Source organism: Thalassotalea crassostreae (assembly GCF_001831495.1).
Classification (GTDB): Bacteria; Pseudomonadota; Gammaproteobacteria; order Enterobacterales; family Alteromonadaceae; genus Thalassotalea_A; species Thalassotalea_A crassostreae.
In genome coordinates, this window is sequence record NZ_CP017689.1 from 258,789 (window position 1) to 279,078 (window position 20,290).

The 20,290-nt window shown below is 38.6% G+C and carries 16 protein-coding genes; 7 read left to right on the forward strand and 9 right to left on the reverse strand.

Annotated elements, in window-relative coordinates; genetic code table 11:
• Window positions 1-21: 21 nt before the first annotated feature.
• Together hrpB and mrcB are read left to right on the forward strand one after the other, a co-directional pair.
• Window positions 22-2,586: an ATP-dependent helicase HrpB gene (hrpB, locus tag LT090_RS01215; protein WP_068547800.1), complete on the forward strand. Its 2,565-nt coding sequence runs from the start codon at window positions 22-24 to the stop codon at window positions 2,584-2,586.
• Complete coding sequence (gene mrcB, locus LT090_RS01220) at window positions 2,576-4,918, forward strand: penicillin-binding protein 1B (RefSeq protein ID WP_068547801.1); 2,343 nt, start codon at window positions 2,576-2,578, stop codon at window positions 4,916-4,918. The genes hrpB and mrcB overlap by 11 nt, the downstream gene beginning before the upstream one ends.
• An 88-nt stretch (window positions 4,919-5,006) precedes the next feature.
• Here mrcB and feoB read toward each other — a convergent pair whose 3' ends face one another.
• From feoB to LT090_RS01245, 5 genes are all read right to left on the reverse strand, one after another.
• Window positions 5,007-7,199, reverse strand: a complete 2,193-nt coding sequence (feoB, locus tag LT090_RS01225; protein WP_068547802.1) for a ferrous iron transport protein B — start codon at window positions 7,197-7,199, stop codon at window positions 5,007-5,009.
• Complete coding sequence (locus tag LT090_RS01230) at window positions 7,199-7,423, reverse strand: FeoA family protein (protein ID WP_068547803.1); 225 nt, start codon at window positions 7,421-7,423, stop codon at window positions 7,199-7,201. The genes feoB and LT090_RS01230 overlap by 1 nt, the downstream gene beginning before the upstream one ends.
• Window positions 7,424-7,583: 160 nt before the next feature.
• The gene (locus LT090_RS01235) at window positions 7,584-8,354 is read right to left on the reverse strand and encodes a PepSY domain-containing protein (protein ID WP_068547804.1); all 771 of its coding nucleotides are present in this window, start codon (window positions 8,352-8,354) and stop codon (window positions 7,584-7,586) included.
• Window positions 8,355-8,378: 24 nt separating this feature from the next.
• Window positions 8,379-8,906, reverse strand: coding sequence for an FMN-binding protein (locus tag LT090_RS01240; RefSeq protein WP_068547805.1), 528 nt, complete (start codon window positions 8,904-8,906; stop codon window positions 8,379-8,381).
• 126 nt (window positions 8,907-9,032) lie between these two features.
• Window positions 9,033-10,199, reverse strand: a complete 1,167-nt coding sequence (locus LT090_RS01245) for a porin (RefSeq protein ID WP_193408711.1) — start codon at window positions 10,197-10,199, stop codon at window positions 9,033-9,035.
• A 268-nt stretch (window positions 10,200-10,467) separates the two neighbouring features.
• On the opposite strand from LT090_RS01245, the gene LT090_RS01250 reads away from it, so the two are divergent.
• The 3 genes from LT090_RS01250 to LT090_RS01260 all read left to right on the forward strand — a co-directional run bounded on the left by LT090_RS01250 (window position 10,468) and on the right by LT090_RS01260 (window position 12,031).
• Window positions 10,468-11,316: an SPFH domain-containing protein gene (locus LT090_RS01250; protein WP_068547807.1), complete on the forward strand. Its 849-nt coding sequence runs from the start codon at window positions 10,468-10,470 to the stop codon at window positions 11,314-11,316.
• A 70-nt stretch (window positions 11,317-11,386) separates the two neighbouring features.
• Window positions 11,387-11,650: a TfoX/Sxy family DNA transformation protein gene (locus tag LT090_RS01255; RefSeq protein ID WP_068547808.1), complete on the forward strand. Its 264-nt coding sequence runs from the start codon at window positions 11,387-11,389 to the stop codon at window positions 11,648-11,650.
• Between the two features lie 27 nt (window positions 11,651-11,677).
• On the forward strand, window positions 11,678-12,031 hold the full coding sequence (locus LT090_RS01260) for a hypothetical protein (RefSeq protein WP_068547809.1): 354 nt from the start codon (window positions 11,678-11,680) through the stop codon (window positions 12,029-12,031).
• 73 nt (window positions 12,032-12,104) lie between these two features.
• On the opposite strand, the gene LT090_RS01265 is transcribed toward LT090_RS01260, so the two are convergent.
• Together LT090_RS01265 and fusA are read right to left on the reverse strand one after the other, a co-directional pair.
• Entirely contained in the window at window positions 12,105-12,284 is a 180-nt protein-coding gene (locus tag LT090_RS01265) for a DUF6435 family protein (RefSeq protein ID WP_068547810.1), read from the reverse strand.
• Window positions 12,285-12,545: 261 nt separating this feature from the next.
• Entirely contained in the window at window positions 12,546-14,639 is a 2,094-nt protein-coding gene (gene fusA, locus LT090_RS01270) for an elongation factor G (protein WP_068547811.1), read from the reverse strand.
• 367 nt (window positions 14,640-15,006) lie between these two features.
• Between fusA and tuf the strand changes: the two genes are divergently transcribed.
• Complete coding sequence (tuf, locus tag LT090_RS01275; RefSeq protein WP_070795866.1) at window positions 15,007-16,191, forward strand: elongation factor Tu; 1,185 nt, start codon at window positions 15,007-15,009, stop codon at window positions 16,189-16,191.
• Between the two features lie 308 nt (window positions 16,192-16,499).
• A complete protein-coding gene (locus LT090_RS01280; RefSeq protein ID WP_068547876.1) occupies window positions 16,500-18,692 on the forward strand; it encodes an OsmC domain/YcaO domain-containing protein in 2,193 nt (730 codons plus the stop codon).
• 86 nt (window positions 18,693-18,778) lie between these two features.
• Here the strand turns inward: LT090_RS01280 and LT090_RS01285 are convergent, their stop codons facing one another.
• On the reverse strand, window positions 18,779-19,183 hold the full coding sequence (locus LT090_RS01285; protein ID WP_068547875.1) for an OsmC family protein: 405 nt from the start codon (window positions 19,181-19,183) through the stop codon (window positions 18,779-18,781).
• Between the two features lie 114 nt (window positions 19,184-19,297).
• The gene (locus LT090_RS01290) at window positions 19,298-20,095 is read right to left on the reverse strand and encodes a DUF1338 domain-containing protein (protein ID WP_068547874.1); all 798 of its coding nucleotides are present in this window, start codon (window positions 20,093-20,095) and stop codon (window positions 19,298-19,300) included.
• Between the last annotated feature and the right edge of the window lie 195 nt (window positions 20,096-20,290).

Genomic DNA, 20,290 nt, shown 5'->3' on the forward strand with positions numbered 1-20,290 from the left:
TATAACAACTTAATTCAAGCAATGGTCAACGCGAGCGAAAACTTACCAATTAATAGCATCAAAGAAGCTTTATTAAATGCTATTGAACAGCAATCTTCAGTGATCCTTTCTGCGCCTCCCGGTGCTGGTAAATCGACGATGTTACCACTGTGGCTATTGCAAAATTCGACATACCGCTCTCAAAAAATCATCATGTTACAGCCGCGCCGTATCGCTGCAAAATCTGTAGCAATCAGGTTGGCTGAGCAGTTAGGTGAAAGTGTTGGTAATACCGTTGGCTATCGTATGCGAAATGATACTAAAGTCTCACAGAACACTCGCTTAGAAGTAGTAACTGAAGGCATTTTAACGCGAATGATCCAGCAGGATAACGAGCTGAGTGATGTCGGGTTAATTATTTTTGATGAATTCCATGAGCGCTCTATCCATGCCGACCTTGCTTTTGCTTTAACCTTAGATGTGCAACAAGGTTTACGCGATGATCTAAAAATTTTACTGATGTCAGCAACGATTGATAATCAGTATTTACAATCGTTCTTACCCGATGCGATATCTCTCAGTTGTGAAGGGCGAAGCTTTGCTGTTGAAATTGATTATCAAAGTCCTAAATTAGATAGGGAATGGCGTAATCATGCATTGAGCGTTGTTAAGCATCAAACGAAAGTTCAGCAAGGTTCAATCTTGGTATTCTTGCCTGGTATCAGCGATATTAAATTTTTATACAACAACTTAATTGAACAGCTGCCAAATGACGTTGATGTTTATCCATTGTTCGGTAATTTGACAATTAAAGAGCAACAACAAGCAATTGCGCCATCGGTGCAGGGTAGACGAAAAATTGTATTGGCGACTAATATTGCTGAAACATCGTTAACCATAGATGGCATTACGATGGTGATTGATTCTGGTCTAGAAAAGGTCGCGCAATTTGATAATGACAGCTTAATTAATCAATTAAAGCTACAAAAGACTTCAAAAGCGTCATCAATTCAACGTTCTGGACGTGCCGGCCGAATTCAGCCGGGACAGTGTATTAGACTCTATAGTCAAGAAGACTATAGCCGTCGACAAGAGCATAGTGAAAGTGAAATTAAGCAAGCAGATTTATTACCTTTAACAATGGAAGTGGCTCGCTGGGGTGTTACTAGCTTTAAACAGCTTAACTTTTTAGAGTTACCAAGTAGTATCGATGAGCAGCGAAACTGGCATTTGCTGAAAACCTTAGATGCTATCGGCGACAATAATAGCTTAACTGACCACGGAATAAGCCTTAGTACGTTTAGTTGTCATCCTCGTTTTGCTCATATGTTGCTTAATGCAATTCATTTATTTCAACAAAATAAAGTAGATAAGCAGTTGCTTTGTGTTGCGTGTTTAATGGCTGCGTTGTTAGAAGAGCGAGACATTAATCGTTATCAAAGCGATTATTCTAATGTCGATTTAACTCATCGTTTACATCAATTGGTGACAGCATTAACAACTAATCGCTCAAAAAATCCATTAATTAATCGCATATTGCAACAAGCAGAGCAACTTGCAAGACAAGTAAAGTCAGTGCTTGGTATTCCATATTCATTGTCATTAACTGAAGCGTCATGGCCGTTGGATATGGTTGGAGTATTACTTGCCTATGCGTACCCTGAACGCATTGCAAAACTTGCGAATAATGGCAATTATTTATGTGCAAATGGCAAAGGGGCGTTACTAAAAGATGATGATAAATTGTTTCTGTCTGAGTTTTTGGTTTGCTCATCATTGCACTCTTATCAACAGAAGTTACATATCCAAATGGCTGCGTTTATCAGCGTCGAACAAATAAATGAGTATTTTGCTAAGCACATCACTGAAAAAAACGTATTATTATTTGATGATAGAAAGCAACGGATTATTAGTGAGCAACAAACGTGTTTGCAATCAATAGTGTTAACTCGCAAACCGGCTACCGCAAATTTAACCGCAGAGGCTCTTACTAGCCTTTGGTGTGATTACATAAGAAAGAAAGGCTTACAGGTAGTAAATTACAATCTTGCTACTGAGAAACTGCTGACTCGCTTACGATGGTTAAATAGTTTTGTTGATGAAATAGCACTGGATGATTTTAGCGAGTCTAATTTGCTAGCCTCTTTAGAGTATTGGCTGGCCCCCTATTTGAATAATGTAAAAACATTAAACCAACTTAGAGCGCTAAACTTTCACGACATCCTATTTAATTCCCTTGATTATTCGATTCAACAATCAATTTCGGTGCTGGCGCCAAAGCATTATGTTAGCCCAACCGGGAGGTCGTTCGATTATATCTATGGATGCGATCCACAGCCCAAATTGTCGCTTCCGATGCAACAAGTTTATGGATTAAGCGATAGTCCATCGGTCGCAAATGGTGCAATCAAAGCGTTATTGGAATTGCTTTCGCCAGCAGGGCGACCAATCCAGATAACCCAAGATTTAGCACGATTTTGGCAAGGAAGTTATAAAGAAGTTCAAAAAGACATGCGTTCGCGTTACCCTAAGCATTACTGGCCGGATAATCCAGCAAGTGCCGTGGCGACCAATAAAACCAAAAAAAATATGGACCATGAAAGATAAAACATTAAACAAACCGAAAGGCTTTACAAAGGGTAAGGCGTCAAAGCAAGGCGGTGCAAAGTATGGCTTTAGCCACTGGATTACTGTAACTGCGATAAAGCTTTCTGTCATTTTTATAGCCATTATAGGTATCTATGGCATCTATTTAGATGGAAAAGTTACTCAGACATTTGAAGGCCAACGCTGGCAAGTACCTGCTCAAGTATTTGGACGAGTATTGACGTTTGATCGAGACCAACAAGTTGATTTTGCAGAGATAGAAAAAGAATTATTAATGCTAAATTATCAGCGCTCAACCAACGCTGAAACCCCTGGCCGTTTTACTCAAAAACAAAATCGTTTCATTATTTATCGTCGTCCATTTGATTTTGGCTATGGACTTGAGCCGGCGAGCAAAATAATAATCGAACAGCGTGATGGTGAAGTCTATCGGTTAACTCAAGATGGTGAGCAAGTTCACGAAGTTAAGCTTGAACCAATATTAATCGATCGAATTTTGTCGGCTGAAGGGCAAGACCGAGTGATGTTGCCGCTTGATCAAATACCGCAGCAGCTAATTGATGCGCTATTGCTAATCGAAGACAAAGATTTCTATCATCATCATGGCCTATCGCCAACAGGCATACTTCGCGCTTTTTGGAAAAACCTACTTGCCGGGGAAACAGTACAAGGAGGCAGTACTCTAACTCAACAACTTGCCAAGAATATGTACCTTTATCGAGACAAAACAATTTGGCGTAAAGTTAACGAGGCGTTGATTTCAGTCATACTAGAAGTGCGCTATTCAAAAGACCAGATACTAGAAGCTTACCTTAACGAAGTCTATCTTGGCCAACATTATGCCAATGGCATACATGGGGTTGGTTTAGCTTCAGAGTTTTATTTTGGTAAGCCAATTAACGAGCTTAACAATAGTGAATTAGCGTTAATAGTGGCACAGATCAAGGGACCATCATTTTATGATCCATGGCGTCAACCTGAAAGAGCAAGTGAACGCCGTGATTTGATCTTAAGAATTATGTTTGAAAATCATTTGCTACAAGAAAAAGCTTATCAAGCAGCAATCACCAGTGAATTGAATATTCGTAAAAACCGCCGCTTCAAGAAGCAAAGCTACCCAGCCTATATGCAACTTGTACGAAGAGAATTAAAAGATATTGGTGCTGCCGGCGCCTTACAATCAGGTATTCGAGTATTTACCGGATTTGATATACATCGTCAAAAAGATGCTGAAAACGCTGTTATAGAACAATTGAAAAAGCTAGAAAACGGCACTGACGTTGCTAATTTAGAAGCCGCAATGGTGATTAGCGATATTCGTTCAGGACAAATTCAAGCGGTAGTTGGTGGTAAAGAAGTTAAGTATTTAGGTTTTAATCGTGCTCTTGATGCTAAACGACCAATAGGCTCATTAATCAAACCCGTTGTTTATATTGCTGCGTTAGAGCGTTCTAATAAATATAGTTTAGCGACGCCTTTAGCAGATAAACCAATTTCATTAACAAGTTCAAAAGGCAAAAAGTGGCAACCCAAGAATTATGACGGTAAATTCCGTGGCCAAGTCCCGTTGATTGATGGTTTAGTGCAATCATTAAATGTGCCAACAGTCAATCTTGGCTTAGAGGTTGGTCTTGAAAATATAAAACAGACCTTGAATGTATTAGGACATAAAGGTGACGTTCGAAAAGTCCCAAGTATATTGCTCGGCTCAATCAATATGTCAGCTTTCGAAGTAAACCAATTCTACTCAACCATTGCCAACGGGGGATTGTATAACGAAGCCCACGCGGTAGTTAAAATCCTGTCTGGCGATGGTGAGCGATTATGGGCTAAAGAAAAGTTACTTGATGCTCGTTTATCACAGCAAGGTGCATACCTTATCGATTACGCCTTAACTCAAGTCACTTCAACTGGTACAGCAAAGTCATTATCTTGGAAGTTTCCACAGCAGCGATTGGCTGGTAAAACAGGAACAAGTAATGATTTACGAGATTCATGGTTTGTCGGCTTTGACCAAAAGAGTGTGGTGACAAGTTGGATTGGCCGCGATGATAATAAACCTATGGGCCTAACTGGAAGTAGCGGTGCTCTGACATTGTTTAGCAACTATTTAGCTGCTCAAGGCAGTAACAGTCGCTTTGATTTGATTCCTGATGGTATTGAGTTTGCAACCTTTGAATTAGCCACAGGTAATGTTGTACTCGATGACTGTGCTAATGTTGAGCAGTACCCTGCAATCACCTCTGGTATTTTTATATCTGAACAGTGTTTAGAAAAAAGAAAAGACCCACCTAATTGGTTAGAAAAGCTGTTTGGAGCGGAAGGCGAGTAAAAACATTACTAAAAAGAATAATAAAACAGCATTAAAAAGCGTTAAGTGGCTCTTTAATGCTGTTGCTATGTGTCTCAGATAAAGGTGGCTACCTGAATGAAACCTGAACAGGGATAGTTAATATTTGCTTACCGAAACGTTTTAACCAAGCGTATATCAATACAAATGCTGCTATCACCCCGGTAATACAAATCATTGCATAGACTGGTTGAGTGGTTATATTGGCTATTTGGAATGTAAATGTAGCGGCCATATAAGCAAGTGCGAAACTCCACGTGCCGGCAAAAAGTGCCCAGCGTGTGCCAACTTCATTCTTTATTGCGCCCATTGCCGCCGCACATGGAGTATATAGCAAGATAAATAATAAATAACTAAATGCCCCTATAGTTCCAGCAAATGCAGACTGCATAATCGTGATCGTTGTTTCTTCAACACCTTGCTCTTGGGCTGCAACATGAATATCAGATATATCACCAATATCAGTGCCAAGCGGATCGTCCGGCTGAATCCCAAGTAAATTCTCTAAAACTGTATCAGTTGCTTCATCCCATAGTTCTGGGATCGTACTTAGCTCACCTGCTTCGCTTTCAGGTGCTGAATATAAGCTATTGAACGTAGCTACCAGTGCTTCTTTTGCAAAAATACCAGTAATAATACCAACACCGGCTTGCCAGTTATCTTCCTTAATCCCCATAGGCTCTAACAGCGGTGTTACTATCTGCGCCGATTGGCTTAATAAAGACTTTTCAGTATCTTGATGACCAAATTCTCCATCAGTACCAAGCGAGTTAAAGAAATTTAAAATACACACTACGATGACAATTGTCTTACCCGCGCCTTTTATAAAGGAGAGGGTACGTCGCCATACTCGAGCACATAAATCAGTAAATTTCGGCAGCTCATAAAGAGGTAACTCCATTATATTGACCGAATTTTTGCCCATTAAAATCGTATGCTTTAGCAATAGCCCGGTAAATAGCGCGGCAGCAATCCCAATAAGATATAAAAGGAATACTAAATTTTGTCCGGTTTCTGGGAAAAATGCAGTGGCAAATAACGCATAAACTGGCAGTCTTGCTCCACAAGACATAAATGGAGACATCATAATCGTGGTAATGCGCTCTCGCTCACTGTCAAGAATTCGAGCCGACATAACGGCAGGAACTGTGCAGCCAAAGCCTACGATAAGTGGTACGAATGCTTTACCGGGTAAACCAATCTTTTGCATTAAACTGTCAACTACAAATGCAGCTCTCGCTAAATAACCACTACTTTCTAAAATTGATAAACCAATAAACAAGCAAGCAATTACTGGGATAAATGTAGCAACGGTCTGTAACCCAAGTCCCGCCCCTTCAATAATCGTAAGTAGCCAAATCGGTAGTCCGAATTGAGCGAGGAAACTTTGCGGGTAATCAACGAAAAAAGCACCAGCAAAGATATCAAAAAAGTCTATGAATGAACTACCAACGTTGATGGCGAACATAAACAATAAATACATTACTAGTAAGAAAACAGGTAAACCTAATAACGGGTGCAGGATGTACTTGTCGATTCGGTCACTAAATGAATGGCTAGCCTTTTCGCTAATGGTAACTTTTTCTACTAACTTATTAATAAAATCATAACGAGACTGCATAATAGCAATGGTTTCTTCATTATGATTTTGGCATTGACCACTCTGACAATCACCTTGCTCAAGCTCTAATAAGTTTTGAGTACCTTGTGAAAGTTTCTCTAAAACAATTTTGGGCAGTTGCAATGCAGTTGGTCGTTTAGTTTTACTGTTGGTAAGTGACAGTAGTTTTTCTACTTTCACGGTAAGATCTTTATCAAGACTATTGGCGGCAATGACTGGACAGCCTAGTTCTGCGCTCAGTAATTGCAAATTCAATTCGTCTGTTTCTTTGCGATCAGATTTATTAACAACCACACACATTGGCAGACCAAGCTCTAATAGCTGGGTGGTTAAATATAATTGTCTTTTTAACTGAGTAGCATCAACGATATTGATCAAGATGTCAGGCTTTTCCGTTCTTAAAAAGTCCTGAGTGATGGTTAAATCTTTACTTTGTTGAGCTCGTGAGGTTAAGGAATTAACACCAGGTAAGTCAGTAACTAGGTAATCAACACCCGCTAACTTACATTGTTTTTTACTGCTAGCAACAGTAACTCCAGACCAGTTACCTGTTTTTTGCTTTGAGCCAGTGAGATTATTGAAAAACGTACTTTTGCCGGCATTAGCAAACCCGACAAGTGCAATATTTGAAAGAGATGACATTAGACTAGTTCGATACCTATTTGTTTGGCAATATTTGCGTCAATAGACACTTTAGTTCCGTGCAAGCGAACGGCAATAGGTCCATTAAAAGGGGCTTTTTGTGCCATGAATACTTCTGACTTAAGAGAAAAACCTTGTTCCATCAACTGCGCCGTCAAATCCAAATTATCTGGCAGATAACTGATTTTAGCTCGTTGGCTTTGTTGTAACTCCGCAAGAGTCATAAAGTACACCTTAAATAATAATCATTCTCATTTGATTTTATAAAATGATCGGCAATTCAGCAATAAAATAATGTAAAAAACGGTTATTAATTGATACAGAGCAACAAAATAAGACGAATTTGCTTGGTTTAGGTAACGTGAGCCAACTTAAACGATGAAATTATCGCTTCGCACGAGCGTATCGAACCCAAATATATAATCCACTGAGTGAAAGGATAATTATTGCTATTGCGATTAGGTCCATAAATAACACCATATAGTCCCCGAATATGCGACCGGAGTGGGCATCTAAAATGATTCGTTCTAGTGATAAAAATTGAGATTTATAGATTGTTTTAGCGTTGTTAATATCGTCAATGTTAACATCTGTAGGGGCTAACCATAAAGGCTCGGTGATCGCTTCAATATTTTGCCAAGTAAATAGGTGTTCTTCATTTTGAAAATACCCTTGTGAGGTATTTAAGATCACCTTGTCATTATTGATACTTATTGCTGTTATGCTTGATGGCAAACCATCATCACTTGTGATTTGGTCGACTAATGCGTAGGTTTCATCTAATAAGGTCAATTTATTCGATGACAAAATAATATGAAAGTCGGAGTACTTTGCTATGGCAATTACTGGGTCTTGGTTTTCAAGTAATAAGTCGTGATTGTGAAAAACTAAACTATCGGCAACAAAAAACTCTTTTTCTGAAAAGTATTCGACATCAATAGGATCTTTAACGCCGTAATGTTGTAATAACCATTGGTTAGTTATGTTGATATGGCCAAGCTTAAATGCTTCGGTATGGTTAAGTGCTATGCCTGATACAGCCAAAAAAATTAATGCAAGCGCAGAAAAGATACCCAACTTACGATGTAATTCTCGCAAATGACGGATAACCATTGAATGTAATGATCGCTTTTTATTGTTTGCTCTTTTAACCATTCTATTTTGTTGCAGTATGCCTTGTTATGATTTTGCCAATTTCGGTTTCGTTTTACTGTCTAACCATAGCGTCAACCGAGCAACTTTTTTCAATGCTCGTACCGACATTGTAGCACCAGTTATACCATCAATATTTTGATTTAACTGATTTTCTTCATCTATTTGAGCGTTGATAAATTGCTTAGTAAAAAATTGATGACGAACTTCATCACCGCGACTTTCTCTAAATGCTAACACAGAAAGGTTAATAATTTTGTTTTGTTCTATATGGACACCAATCGTAATTGGTTTCTCTTTGCCAATTTCATCGATAATCCAGGCTGTCTTATCGTTTTGTTGCCAATAACGTATGCGTAACTTATTGAATTTACGGCTCATGATCGAGCTAATTGTCTCCTTGTCTTCCGCGTTTAACCACATTACATTGGCTTTCGGTGCATTGCCGTTAAATGTTTGAGCCAGAAACTGCTCATTGGTTTGATACACGTCAGTCGCTCTAGCAAAAGAGCTAATAGCTAAAAACATCAATATCGTAAATGTTAATTTGATCACATTATGCCTTATTTATATGGACTTTATTCGCTTAAAAAATATAGAAAATTTTCTGTATTTTTTAAACGAACAAAGTGAATAAGAGCAAGCTCTTATTCACTTTAGTATCGATTTTAACTGTTTTGATTAGAATTGGTAACCAAAACCTAAGTTGAAACCTTTTGAATCTTTAGAGCCACCTAACTCTTCTACGTCAGCTTTTAATACTACATTTTCATGTAAGTAGTAGTTGATGCCGGCACTTGTTGATTCAACCGCATCTGAGTCGCTTAAACCTGCTTCGTTATTGTATTCAGCATAACGAGCGAACACGCCAAATTCTTCAGTGATTTTGTAAGACGGTTCAATGTACCAACCTGTTTGCTCATCACGACCAAGTGCGGCTGCTTCATCACCATCGATATCCCATGTTGCGTATAAAGCACGTATAGAGAAGTCATTCACTTGATAAATAGCGTGCGCTTGAATTAAAGTCGCTGCTGCATCATCAACACCTTCAGCACTTTGTGTAACATCAGTTTGATACTGAATAGTTGATGCTAATTCTAAACCTGCAATACCGGTATATTTTACACGAGCTGTATAAGCTAAGTTTTCTGCACTTGCTTCTGCAACTTTTTGACGACCGCCACGGATTTTATAATCATCGCCTACTTTTAAACCACTAGTAACAGCAGCATCAATGCTTAAGCCTGGAGATACTTTGAAGTTAGCAGCTAAACCTGCTTCCCACCAAGTCGCTGGAATAATATTTTTTTCAACACCATTGCGCTCTACACCGTAAAACGTTGGCGGCTCATGAGTTTCATTGATAATACCAACCGGTACTAAAAATAAACCAGTTTTAGTAGTAATTGTGTCGCTGTAATCATATTCTACATAGGCTTGTTCTAATTCAACTTCACCTGGTTTATCTTCACCGTCACCCGCTAAAGAATGCTCTAATTCGAATTCAGAAAAGAAACGTGTTTTTGAATCGAACTCATGACCAAAAAATAGTACAAAGCGGTGGAAATCTATTTCAGCATCAGAATCTTCGTAGTTATTGTAGTGAAGTTCACCGTAGCCACCAATCGTAGTATTCGCGAAAGGGCTAGCAGAAGAGTTTTCGTCAACTTGAACTGCAGTTGCTTCAAGACGGCTTTCAGTTTCGTCTAATCTTCTTTCTAACGATTTCAAAACTTCTTGCTGCTCAGCAATTACTTTACGTAATTCTTGATTCTCATCTGCCGCTACAGCATTCGTTGCAAAAATAGATAAAAGCGTAGTAGCGATGATAGATTTCTTGATCATGATTGTTCCCTGAAAAATGTAAATAAGTTGTGTTAATTTGTTACGTTTAATCTGATGAAAGGAATTCTAAACAAATAATAATCTAAATGCAAACAATTCTCATTTAGATTTCTTTGATTTAGATCAATTTTTTTAAAATAAGCCAAAAATGTCAGTTTTACGTTGCAATTGTGTGAGTAAACAATTACCTGTAGGCTAGTCCTTAATCCAAAACTCCAAAATCCAAGAATAAAAAATGCAGTTGCAAAAATCATTTCAGAGGGAATCTATGAAAACACCATCAATACTCGCAATAATTGCTGCCGTTATTGGCGTCATTCTACTTTTTAGCAGTTGGTACATTATTGACACTGGCCACGTTGCTGTGACTAAAACCGTAGGTACGGTCGATATGGAAGAGGTTTCTCCAGGATTAAACTGGAAATTACCGATTATTACTAAAGCTTATGAGTTTTCAGCTAAAGAAATCGCAATAGATTTTAATGACCTTAGACCAAAAGCTCGAGATAATTTAAGATTACAAGACTTAGACATCAGTATCTTCTATAAGGTTGAAGCAAGTAAGATTGCTGAAACTATGGTTAAGTATGCCGCTTCATACCGTCGCGGCGAAGACGCGTTACTGCCAGCTTACACCATCGTTTATCGTGAAGGTCGTGATGTTATATACGAAGAAGTTACAAAAATTGATTCTTTAGAGTTACATCGTAATCGCGATGAGTTGCGGTTAGGCATAGCGACAGAATTGCAGCTTAAACTTGATGAAAAAGATCCTGGTGTGTTTACCATCACGCGAGTAGCTATTCGAGCGCTAAATACCGATCCGACAATCGAAGCCGCCATTCAAAAAGCGGTGCAAGCGCAAAAAACACTTGAAGCGAAAAAAGTTGAAGTAGAAATTGCCGGCAAAGATGCAGAAATTGAAATCGCCCGCGCCCGAGGTATTGCCGAAGCGAATGCGATTATCAATTCATCACTTACGCCTGAGTATTTACAACATGAATTAAACGACGCATTAAAGGCGTTTGCTGAAAATGAAGGTGGTGTGGTTGTTATTCCTGCAAACATGCAAGGAATGAGTATGATGTTAGATACAAAATCAATTCGTAAGAACTAGTCATCATCAAATCTGCATTCAATCGGTTGGATGCAGATTGCACTCCTTATTATTAGATTTTGAGGTTTCAATGCGATTGAGAGATTTGAAGGGATTTGGTCCCAAAAGCGAACAAGTATTAGCTGAAGTTAATATAAATTCAGTCGATGACTTTATGGCGATCGATCCATTTGAACTATATAAGCAACTCAAATTAAGTGTAAAAGGTACAGGACTTAATTCTATTTACGCAATTATTGGCGCTCGTGAAGGTATTCATTGGCAAGAAGTAGCAAGAAAACGGAAAGAAGAAATATTATATCGGTTAGATGATATGGGCTTAGCGCCAAAGTAAAGCTACGAAAAAACTAAGAGAGTCTGTATGAAGATTGCAATTATATTAATAGTAGCGTTAGTCGCGCTTGTAAGTATTGCCGCCGGAATTGCTAAGGTGATGCAAGTCCCTGAAGAAGTAGAGTTTCTGCAAAGTTTTGATTTTAGTATTAGCATGATAGTGACATTTGGAGTGATGCAAATAATAGCCGGTGCATTGCTTTGTCATTCTAGAACAAGATTTTGTGGTGCTATAATTTCTTGCCTAGCGTTCACAATATCTGCATTTCTTATTTTCGTTAGCGGAAATATACCGTTTGGCTTATTTTCATTGCTACCAATTATATTAACCGTCTTTATCATTTACCAGGCGTCAAAAATCAACAACATTGATAACAACTAAATCATTAGTAATAGACTTGCTTCAAACTTTCAAATTTTTGAAAGTGAGCTTAACGAGCTCGTGATTAATGCTTTTAGGTGTCTGTTGATTCTTCTAATGTTTTTATTTTATCGGCAATTTCTTCTGCTTCAGCTGTAAGCATGGAATAAGATTTTATATCGCCATTTCTTTGTGTAAACATGGCTTGCTCAAGTTTGGCTTCATATAGTTTGTTTAACTTCTTGGTTGGGTTGGATCTAAATATCGAGAACATAAGTTTCACTTTATAATTGAGTATGACCTTAATACGTAGCTAAATAGATTTTAGATTCAAAATTTAATCGATTTTCAGAGTAAAATTAAAAACAAAGTTGTTATTTTTAATCTTTGTTCATTCTGTGTAGTGATGTTAGATGCACGGACTGAAAATATTAGAGCCAAAGAATAAGTAGTTATTTTCTTCGTTTTACAGGCAATAAAAAAGGTCGCAATAGCGACCTTTTTTTAAAGCATATGCTTAGATTAAATAGAAGTTCTATTTCTTCTTAGCAGCTTCACGTTCTTTAACTTCAGCAATAACTGCTTCAGAAACGTTAGCTGGACATGCATTGTAGTGGCTGAATTCCATTGAGAATTGACCACGACCTGATGTCATTGTACGTAGAGATCCGATGTAACCGAACATTTCTGAAAGAGGAACGTCAGCTTTAATACGAACACCAGTTGTACCAGCTTCTTGGTCTTTGATCATACCACGACGACGGTTAAGGTCACCGATAACATCACCAACGTGATCTTCTGGAGTGAACACGTCAACTTTCATGATAGGTTCGATAAGTTGAGCACCAGCTTTTGGAATTGACTGACGGAATGCGCCTTTAGCAGCGATTTCGAAAGCAACAGCAGATGAATCGACTGCGTGGAAACCACCATCGAATAATTCAACTTCAACGTCTAATACAGGGAAACCAGCTAATACACCAGTATCCATCATAGATTTGAAACCTTTCTCAACTGCTGGGAAGAATTCCTTAGGAACGTTACCACCAACAACTGTTGAAGTGAAAGTGAAGCCTGAATTAGGTTCACCTGGCTTGATGCGGTAATCGATTTTACCGAATTGACCAGAACCACCAGATTGTTTCTTATGCGTGTAAGAATCTTCAACTTCTCTTGTGATAGTTTCACGGTATGCAACTTGTGGCTTACCTACAACTAAATCAACACCGTATGTACGCTTAAGGATATCTACTTTGATATCTAAGTGAAGTTCACCCATACCACGTAAAATTGTTTCACCTGAATCTTCATCAGTTTCAACTTTAAACGTTGGATCTTCAGCAACCATCTTACCGATAGCAACACCCATCTTCTCTGAACCACCTTTATCTTTAGGTGCAACAGCGATTGAGATTACTGGCTCTGGGAATACCATAGCTTCAAGAGTACATGGTTCTTTAATTGAACATAATGTATGACCAGTTTGAACGTTTTTCATACCTACGATAGCTAAGATGTCACCAGCTTGTGCTGATGTAAGCTCTGTACGGTCTTCAGCTTGCATTTCAACCATACGGCCGATACGCTCTGTTTTACCAGTGAATGAGTTAAGAACTGTATCACCTTTATTAAGAGTACCTGAGTATACACGTACGAAAGTAAGTGCACCGAAACGGTCATCCATAATCTTAAATGCTAATGCACGGAACGGCTCTTCTGCATCTACTAATGCGAATTCACCTGTTGGCTCACCTTCTTCGTCAGTTAACGGTTGAGGTGGTACTTCAGTTGGAGACGGTAAGTAGTCAACAACAGCATCAAGAAGAAGTTGCATACCTTTGTTCTTGAAAGCAGAACCACAGTATGTAGGGAAGAACATTAATTCGTTAGTACCTTTACGGATACACGCTTTAATTTGCTCATCAGTCGGCGTTAATTCACCTTCTAAGTATTCCATAAGAAGATCTTCGTCAGCTTCTAAAGCTGTTTCGATCATTTCTTCACGGTAAGCAGCAGCATCATCAACCATATCAGCTGGGATGTCTTCAACTTTGTAGTTTTCTGGTTGACCTGAATCATCCCAGATGTAAGCTTTCTGAGTTAATACGTCAACAACACCTACGAAATCATCTTCTTCACCGATTGGTAAAGTCATTACTAATGAACGAGCACCTAGTACGTTTTCTACTTGGTCTTTAACGCGGTAAAAGTTAGCACCTAAACGGTCTAATTTGTTAACGAAGATCAAACGAGCAACTTTTGACTCGTTCGCGTAACGCCAGTTTGTTTCTGATTGAGGTTCAACACCACCAGAACCACAGAATACACCGATACCACCATCAAGTACTTTTAATGAGCGGTATACTTCTACTGTAAAGTCAACGTGACCAGGAGTGTCGATTACGTTGAAACGATGTTTTTTCCATTCACAAGTAACGGCAGCTGACTGGATAGTAATACCACGCTCAGCTTCCTGTTCCATGAAGTCAGTTGTTGACTCACCATCATGTACTTCACCAATTTTGTGGATCATACCTGTAAGTTTAAGGATACGCTCAGTTGTAGTCGTTTTACCAGCATCAACGTGAGCGAAGATACCAATATTTCTGTATTTTGATAAATCAGCCATTCTTTTACTCTATTTAGTTTAAAGTTACGTTTAAAATTTTGCGCGGATTATACATTAGTTAAAGCAAACTAACATCAAAATTTGATAAAAAATAATCAACTTGTACCGAAAGTTTGTAAAAACTGCGCCGAAAAAGGTAATTTTTATAAAAAAACACGCTTTTTTGCATTTTTTCTTCAAAATGAAAGCATAAAGTTTAGACAATATCATTAGAGTTTGCTAAATTGTGCCCCTGAAAAAGACTCCCTGTATATTTGTTAGTCAATATTTATTTGTTTAACAGATATGTTGTTGGGAATCGCATATATATAGTAAGCAAAAAAATCGGGTTGCCGCCCGCTTGTTTATAACTTTTAAGGTAATTAAAATGGCTAAAGAAAAATTTGAACGTTCGAAACCGCACGTTAACGTTGGTACTATCGGTCACGTCGATCACGGTAAAACTACTTTAACGGCTGCTATCTCTGCGGTTCTTACTAAAGTTCACGGTGGTGAAGTTAAAGATTTCGCACAAATCGATAATGCTCCAGAAGAGCGTGAGCGTGGTATTACAATCAATACTTCTCACATCGAGTACGATACAGAAACACGTCACTACGCACACGTAGACTGTCCTGGTCACGCCGATTACGTTAAAAACATGATCACTGGTGCTGCACAAATGGACGGCGCTATCTTAGTAGTTGCTGCTACAGATGGTCCTATGCCACAAACTCGTGAGCACATCCTACTTTCTCGTCAGGTTGGTGTTCCTTTCATCATCGTATTCATGAACAAATGTGACATGGTAGATGACGAAGAGTTATTAGAATTAGTAGAAATGGAAGTTCGTGAACTTCTTTCTGAATACGATTTCCCAGGTGATGACTTACCAGTAATCCAAGGTTCAGCATTAGGCGCACTTAACGGTGAAGCACAATGGGAAGAGCGTGTAGTAGAACTTGCTAACGCACTTGATACTTACATTCCAGAGCCAGAGCGTGCAATCGATGGTGACTTCATCCTTCCAATCGAAGATGTTTTCTCAATCCAAGGTCGTGGTACAGTTGTAACTGGTCGTGTTGAGCGTGGTATCGTTAAAGTTGGTGACGAAGTAGAAATCGTAGGTATCAAAGAAACTACAACTACTACTTGTACTGGTGTAGAAATGTTCCGTAAGCTTCTTGACGAAGGTCGTGCTGGTGAGAACTGTGGTGTTCTTTTACGTGGTACTAAGCGTGAAGACGTACAACGTGGTCAAGTACTATGTAAGCCTGGTTCAATCAACCCGCATACTAAGTTCGAATCAGAAGTATACGTACTAACTAAAGATGAAGGTGGTCGTCATACTCCATTCTTCAAAGGTTACCGTCCACAGTTCTACTTCCGTACAACTGACATCACAGGTGCTGTAGAGCTTCCTGAAGGTGTAGAAATGGTAATGCCTGGCGACAACTTAAAGTTTGTTGTTGAGCTAATCAACCCAATCGCGATGGACGAAGGTTTACGCTTCGCTATCCGTGAAGGTGGCCGTACAGTTGGTGCTGGTGTTGTATCTAAAGTAATCGACTAATATCGATTACTTGGTAACTACCAAGTACTACAGAAAAAGAGCGCTTAGGCGCTCTTTTTTTTGCTTAAAGAAAAGCGAAAGCAAGTAGCTACTTTTTATATCCACCTCCTGCAGGAAGCTGTGGATCGTAAAAATTTGAGCTCATTCACTAACTTATAACCAACTATTCTTGTCTATTTGCTAATTAATTCAAAACTATTCCCGCAAAACATCGGATAATTAGTATAATTAACCCATCGTTTTAAAGGCACTATTTAAAGCAGCAGAATTATTGCTCGCAATGTCGTCCATGACCCAGGAACTATTTAATGGAAATTAAAGTTAATTTTCTCGACAATCTTAGACTAGAAGCTAAGTTTGATGATTTTACGGTAATCGCTGATCAACCAATTCGCTATAAAGGTGATGGTTCAGCGCCAAGTCCTTTTGACTACTTTCTGGCATCATCGGCACTTTGTGCAGCTTATTTTGTGAAGGTGTATTGTAAGTCCCGTGATATTTCAACGGAAAATATTCGCTTATCGCAAAATAACATTGTTGACCCGCAAGACCGCTATAACCAAATATTTCAGATAGATGTTGAGTTACCAGAAAGCATTTCGGACAAAGATCGCCAAGGTATTTTACGTTCTATTGACCGCTGTACCGTTAAGAAAGTGGTCCAGACAGGACCTGAATTTAAAATTGAACAAGTTGAAAACTTAGATGAAGATGCACAAGCAATGCTTATGGGCCAGCCTGATGGTGATGCAAGCACTTACATCCTAGGTAAAGATTTACCTCTTGAACAAACCATCTCTAACATGACTGGCATTCTTGCTGATTTAGGAATGAAGATTGAGATATCTTCTTGGCGTAATATAGTACCTAATGTTTGGTCATTACATATTCGTGATGCAGCATCTCCTATGTGTTTCACCAATGGTAAAGGCGCAACGAAAGAAAGCGCTTTATGTTCTGCCTTAGGCGAATTCATCGAGAGACTGAACTGCAACTTTTTTTATAACGATCAGTTCTTGGGTGAAGATATCGCCAGTAGCGATTTTGTACACTATCCAAATGAAAAATGGTTTGAATTAACTGAAAATGATGAATTACCAGCTGGCATATTAGACGATTATTGTTTAGATATTTACAATCCCGATGGCGAATTGCGCGGTTCACATTTAATTGATACCAATTCAGGTCGAGTAGATCGCGGTATTTGTTCTATACCATACGTGCGTCAATCTGATGGCGAAACCGTTTACTTTCCATCTAATTTAATTGAAAACTTATTTTTAAGTAACGGCATGAGCGCGGGCAATAATTTATTCGAAGCGCAAGTTCAGTGTTTATCAGAAATCTTTGAACGAGCGGTAAAGCGTCAAATTATAGAACAAGAGATTATCTTACCTGACGTACCACAGCATGTTATTGAAAAGTACCCGAGTATATTGGCGGGGATTAAAGGGTTAGAAGAGCAAGGTTTCCCAGTGGTTGTTAAAGATGCGTCATTGGGCGGGCAATTTCCAGTGATGTGTGTAACGCTAATGAATCCGCGAACTGGAGGTGTATTTGCATCATTCGGTGCGCATCCTAGCTTTGAAGTCGCGTTAGAACGAAGTCTTACTGAGCTACTACAAGGAAGAAGCTTTGAAGGACTTAATGATGTTCCTAAGCCTACATTTAATAGTATGACTGTAAGTGAGCCGGAAAACTTTGTTGAGCACTTTATTGATTCTACCGGTGTCATTTCTTGGCGTTTCTTTAGCACTAATTATGATTATGAATTCTGTGAATGGGACTTTTCCGGTACCAATGAAGAAGAAAATGCTAGCTTAATGGCAATTTTAGACGACCTTGGTAAAGAGGCTTACGTTGCTGTGTTTGATGGTCATGGTGCTACCGCTTGTCGCATCTTGGTGCCAGATTACTCAGAAGTATACCCTGTAGAAGATCTTATTTGGGATAACACCAACAAAGCATTAAATTATCGTGAAGATATTCTTAATATTCATCAATTAGATGAAGAGCAGCTAGCCGATTTATTGGCTCGATTAGAAGAAAGTCAATTAGACGTTTACATTGATATTAGAACTTTAATCGGCATTGAGTTTGATGAGAACACGGTTTGGGGACAGTTAACGATTCTTGAATTGAAAATTCTAATTTATCTTGCCTTGGGTGGACTTGAAGAGGCACAGGAGTTAGTCGCTGAATTTTTACAGTACAATGATAATACCGTGGAGCGAGGATTATTTTACCAAGCAGTTAGCACTGTTTTAGAAATCGCGTTAAATGAAGACCTAGAGTATGAACATTATGCTCATAATTTAGAGCGTATGTTTGGTAAAGAGGTTATCGACAATGTTGTTGGTTCAATCAACGGTGACGTACTGTTTTATGGGTTAACACCAACAAGTATGAAACTTGAAGGCTTAGATAAACATTTACGTTTAATTGATAGCTATAAAAAACTGCATTTAGCTCGCAAGAACCTTGCGACAAAAGGTAGTTAATCAGTTAGAACTGAGTTAATTCTCGAAAGCAAAAAAAAGGAGCGTTAGCTCCTTTTTTATTGATTAACTGAAACCTAATACCAGCGTTATGCTTGTTTGATCTCAAAATCGTGCGTGATGTTTACAGATTTGTTTAGCATTAATGCAACTGAACAATATTTATCGGCAGAAAGCGCAACTGCTCTTTCTACATGTTTTTCAGCAACGTTATCGCCAGTGATGACAAAGTGCAAATGAATATCAGAAAATAGTCGAGGTACTGTATCAACGCGTTTTGAGGTGATTTCCACTTCACAACCAACAAGCTTTTGACGAGCTTTTTCTAAAATACTAACAACATCTACAGAAGAGCAACCACCAAGAGAAAGCAGTACATTCTCTAACGGACTCACCGCATTGTTTCCGCCGTTTGCATCCATAAGCATACTATGACCACTTTCTGAGGTGCCCATAAATTTTTCTTCGCCGACCCATTGTACTTTTGCTTGCATAGTAATTCCTAAACTGTATTTCGCTGTATTGCATAATCAATATGCTTAATTGCCGCTATTTTATAATATTTGCGGCAATAAAGTCATATAATTTTGTAATCGCAACTATTCAGTCTATTGCTGGTTTGTGCTTTCAAATATTTTGTCGGCAGAGGCTGCAACAAAACCAGTATAAAGATTGCCACAAGGCTTAGGGTGCCTTTTAGCGAACTCATAAAAACAACTTGGTACTTTTAATTGAGTATCTGTAAATTCAACCTCGATGCTATCCGCCATCGTTGAAGATTGCTCGAGCATTACTTCAACATTACCTTTAATTTCACCACCGCTAGTGTTTAAGCTGAAACCACTGTCTTTAAGGCGCTGATTGACTTGCTCAAGAGCAGTATATTGGGCTAAATGGTTCACGCTCACAGTAAAGTGATTTGCTTGATAACCCCATGTAGCAAGCCATGCTGCATATTCACTTTCTTTAAGTAAGGTTTTGTATTCTTGTGAGCTTAACTCCCACGTGCGTCCAGAGTAGAGAAATTCATTAGAGCTAATAAGATTACTATCGATATCAGCAACAATTCGATTAATGATTATTTGCGCTTCAGTTGAAAGCTTCTCGACCATTAATTCACTAATAAACACTTTTGGTAGTTCTGGATTGCTATGTTCAAAGTGTTTTGCATCAAGTTTTTTTAGTTCAAAATGATATTGCCCACACTCTTTGTAACCAAGCTCAATTAAATGTTCAGCTAATGATTCAAGATTAACTTTTGCAATGTTAAAGGTGCGAAATGCCACATGGTCATTGATCAAATCGTCGCCGCTAGAAAGCAGTTGATGGATTTTGTCCGCCGATGGCGTCACGCTTAGATATTGTTGCCAAATATTTTTAAATAGTGCTTCAACATTTAGACTCATAAGTCCCCCAAAATAGTTGTATATAAATAAAGTTTAAATAGTTTTAGGGTGAAGATATTAGGCAGGGTGCTGGTTATTTAAAAACGTTTGAAATAAAACATCAATTGGATAAATAAACCGGCGAAGATATACCTTACCTTCGCCCGGTAAATTATAAGTTGTCGATTACCTTAAAGAAATCAGGACGAAAGCCTG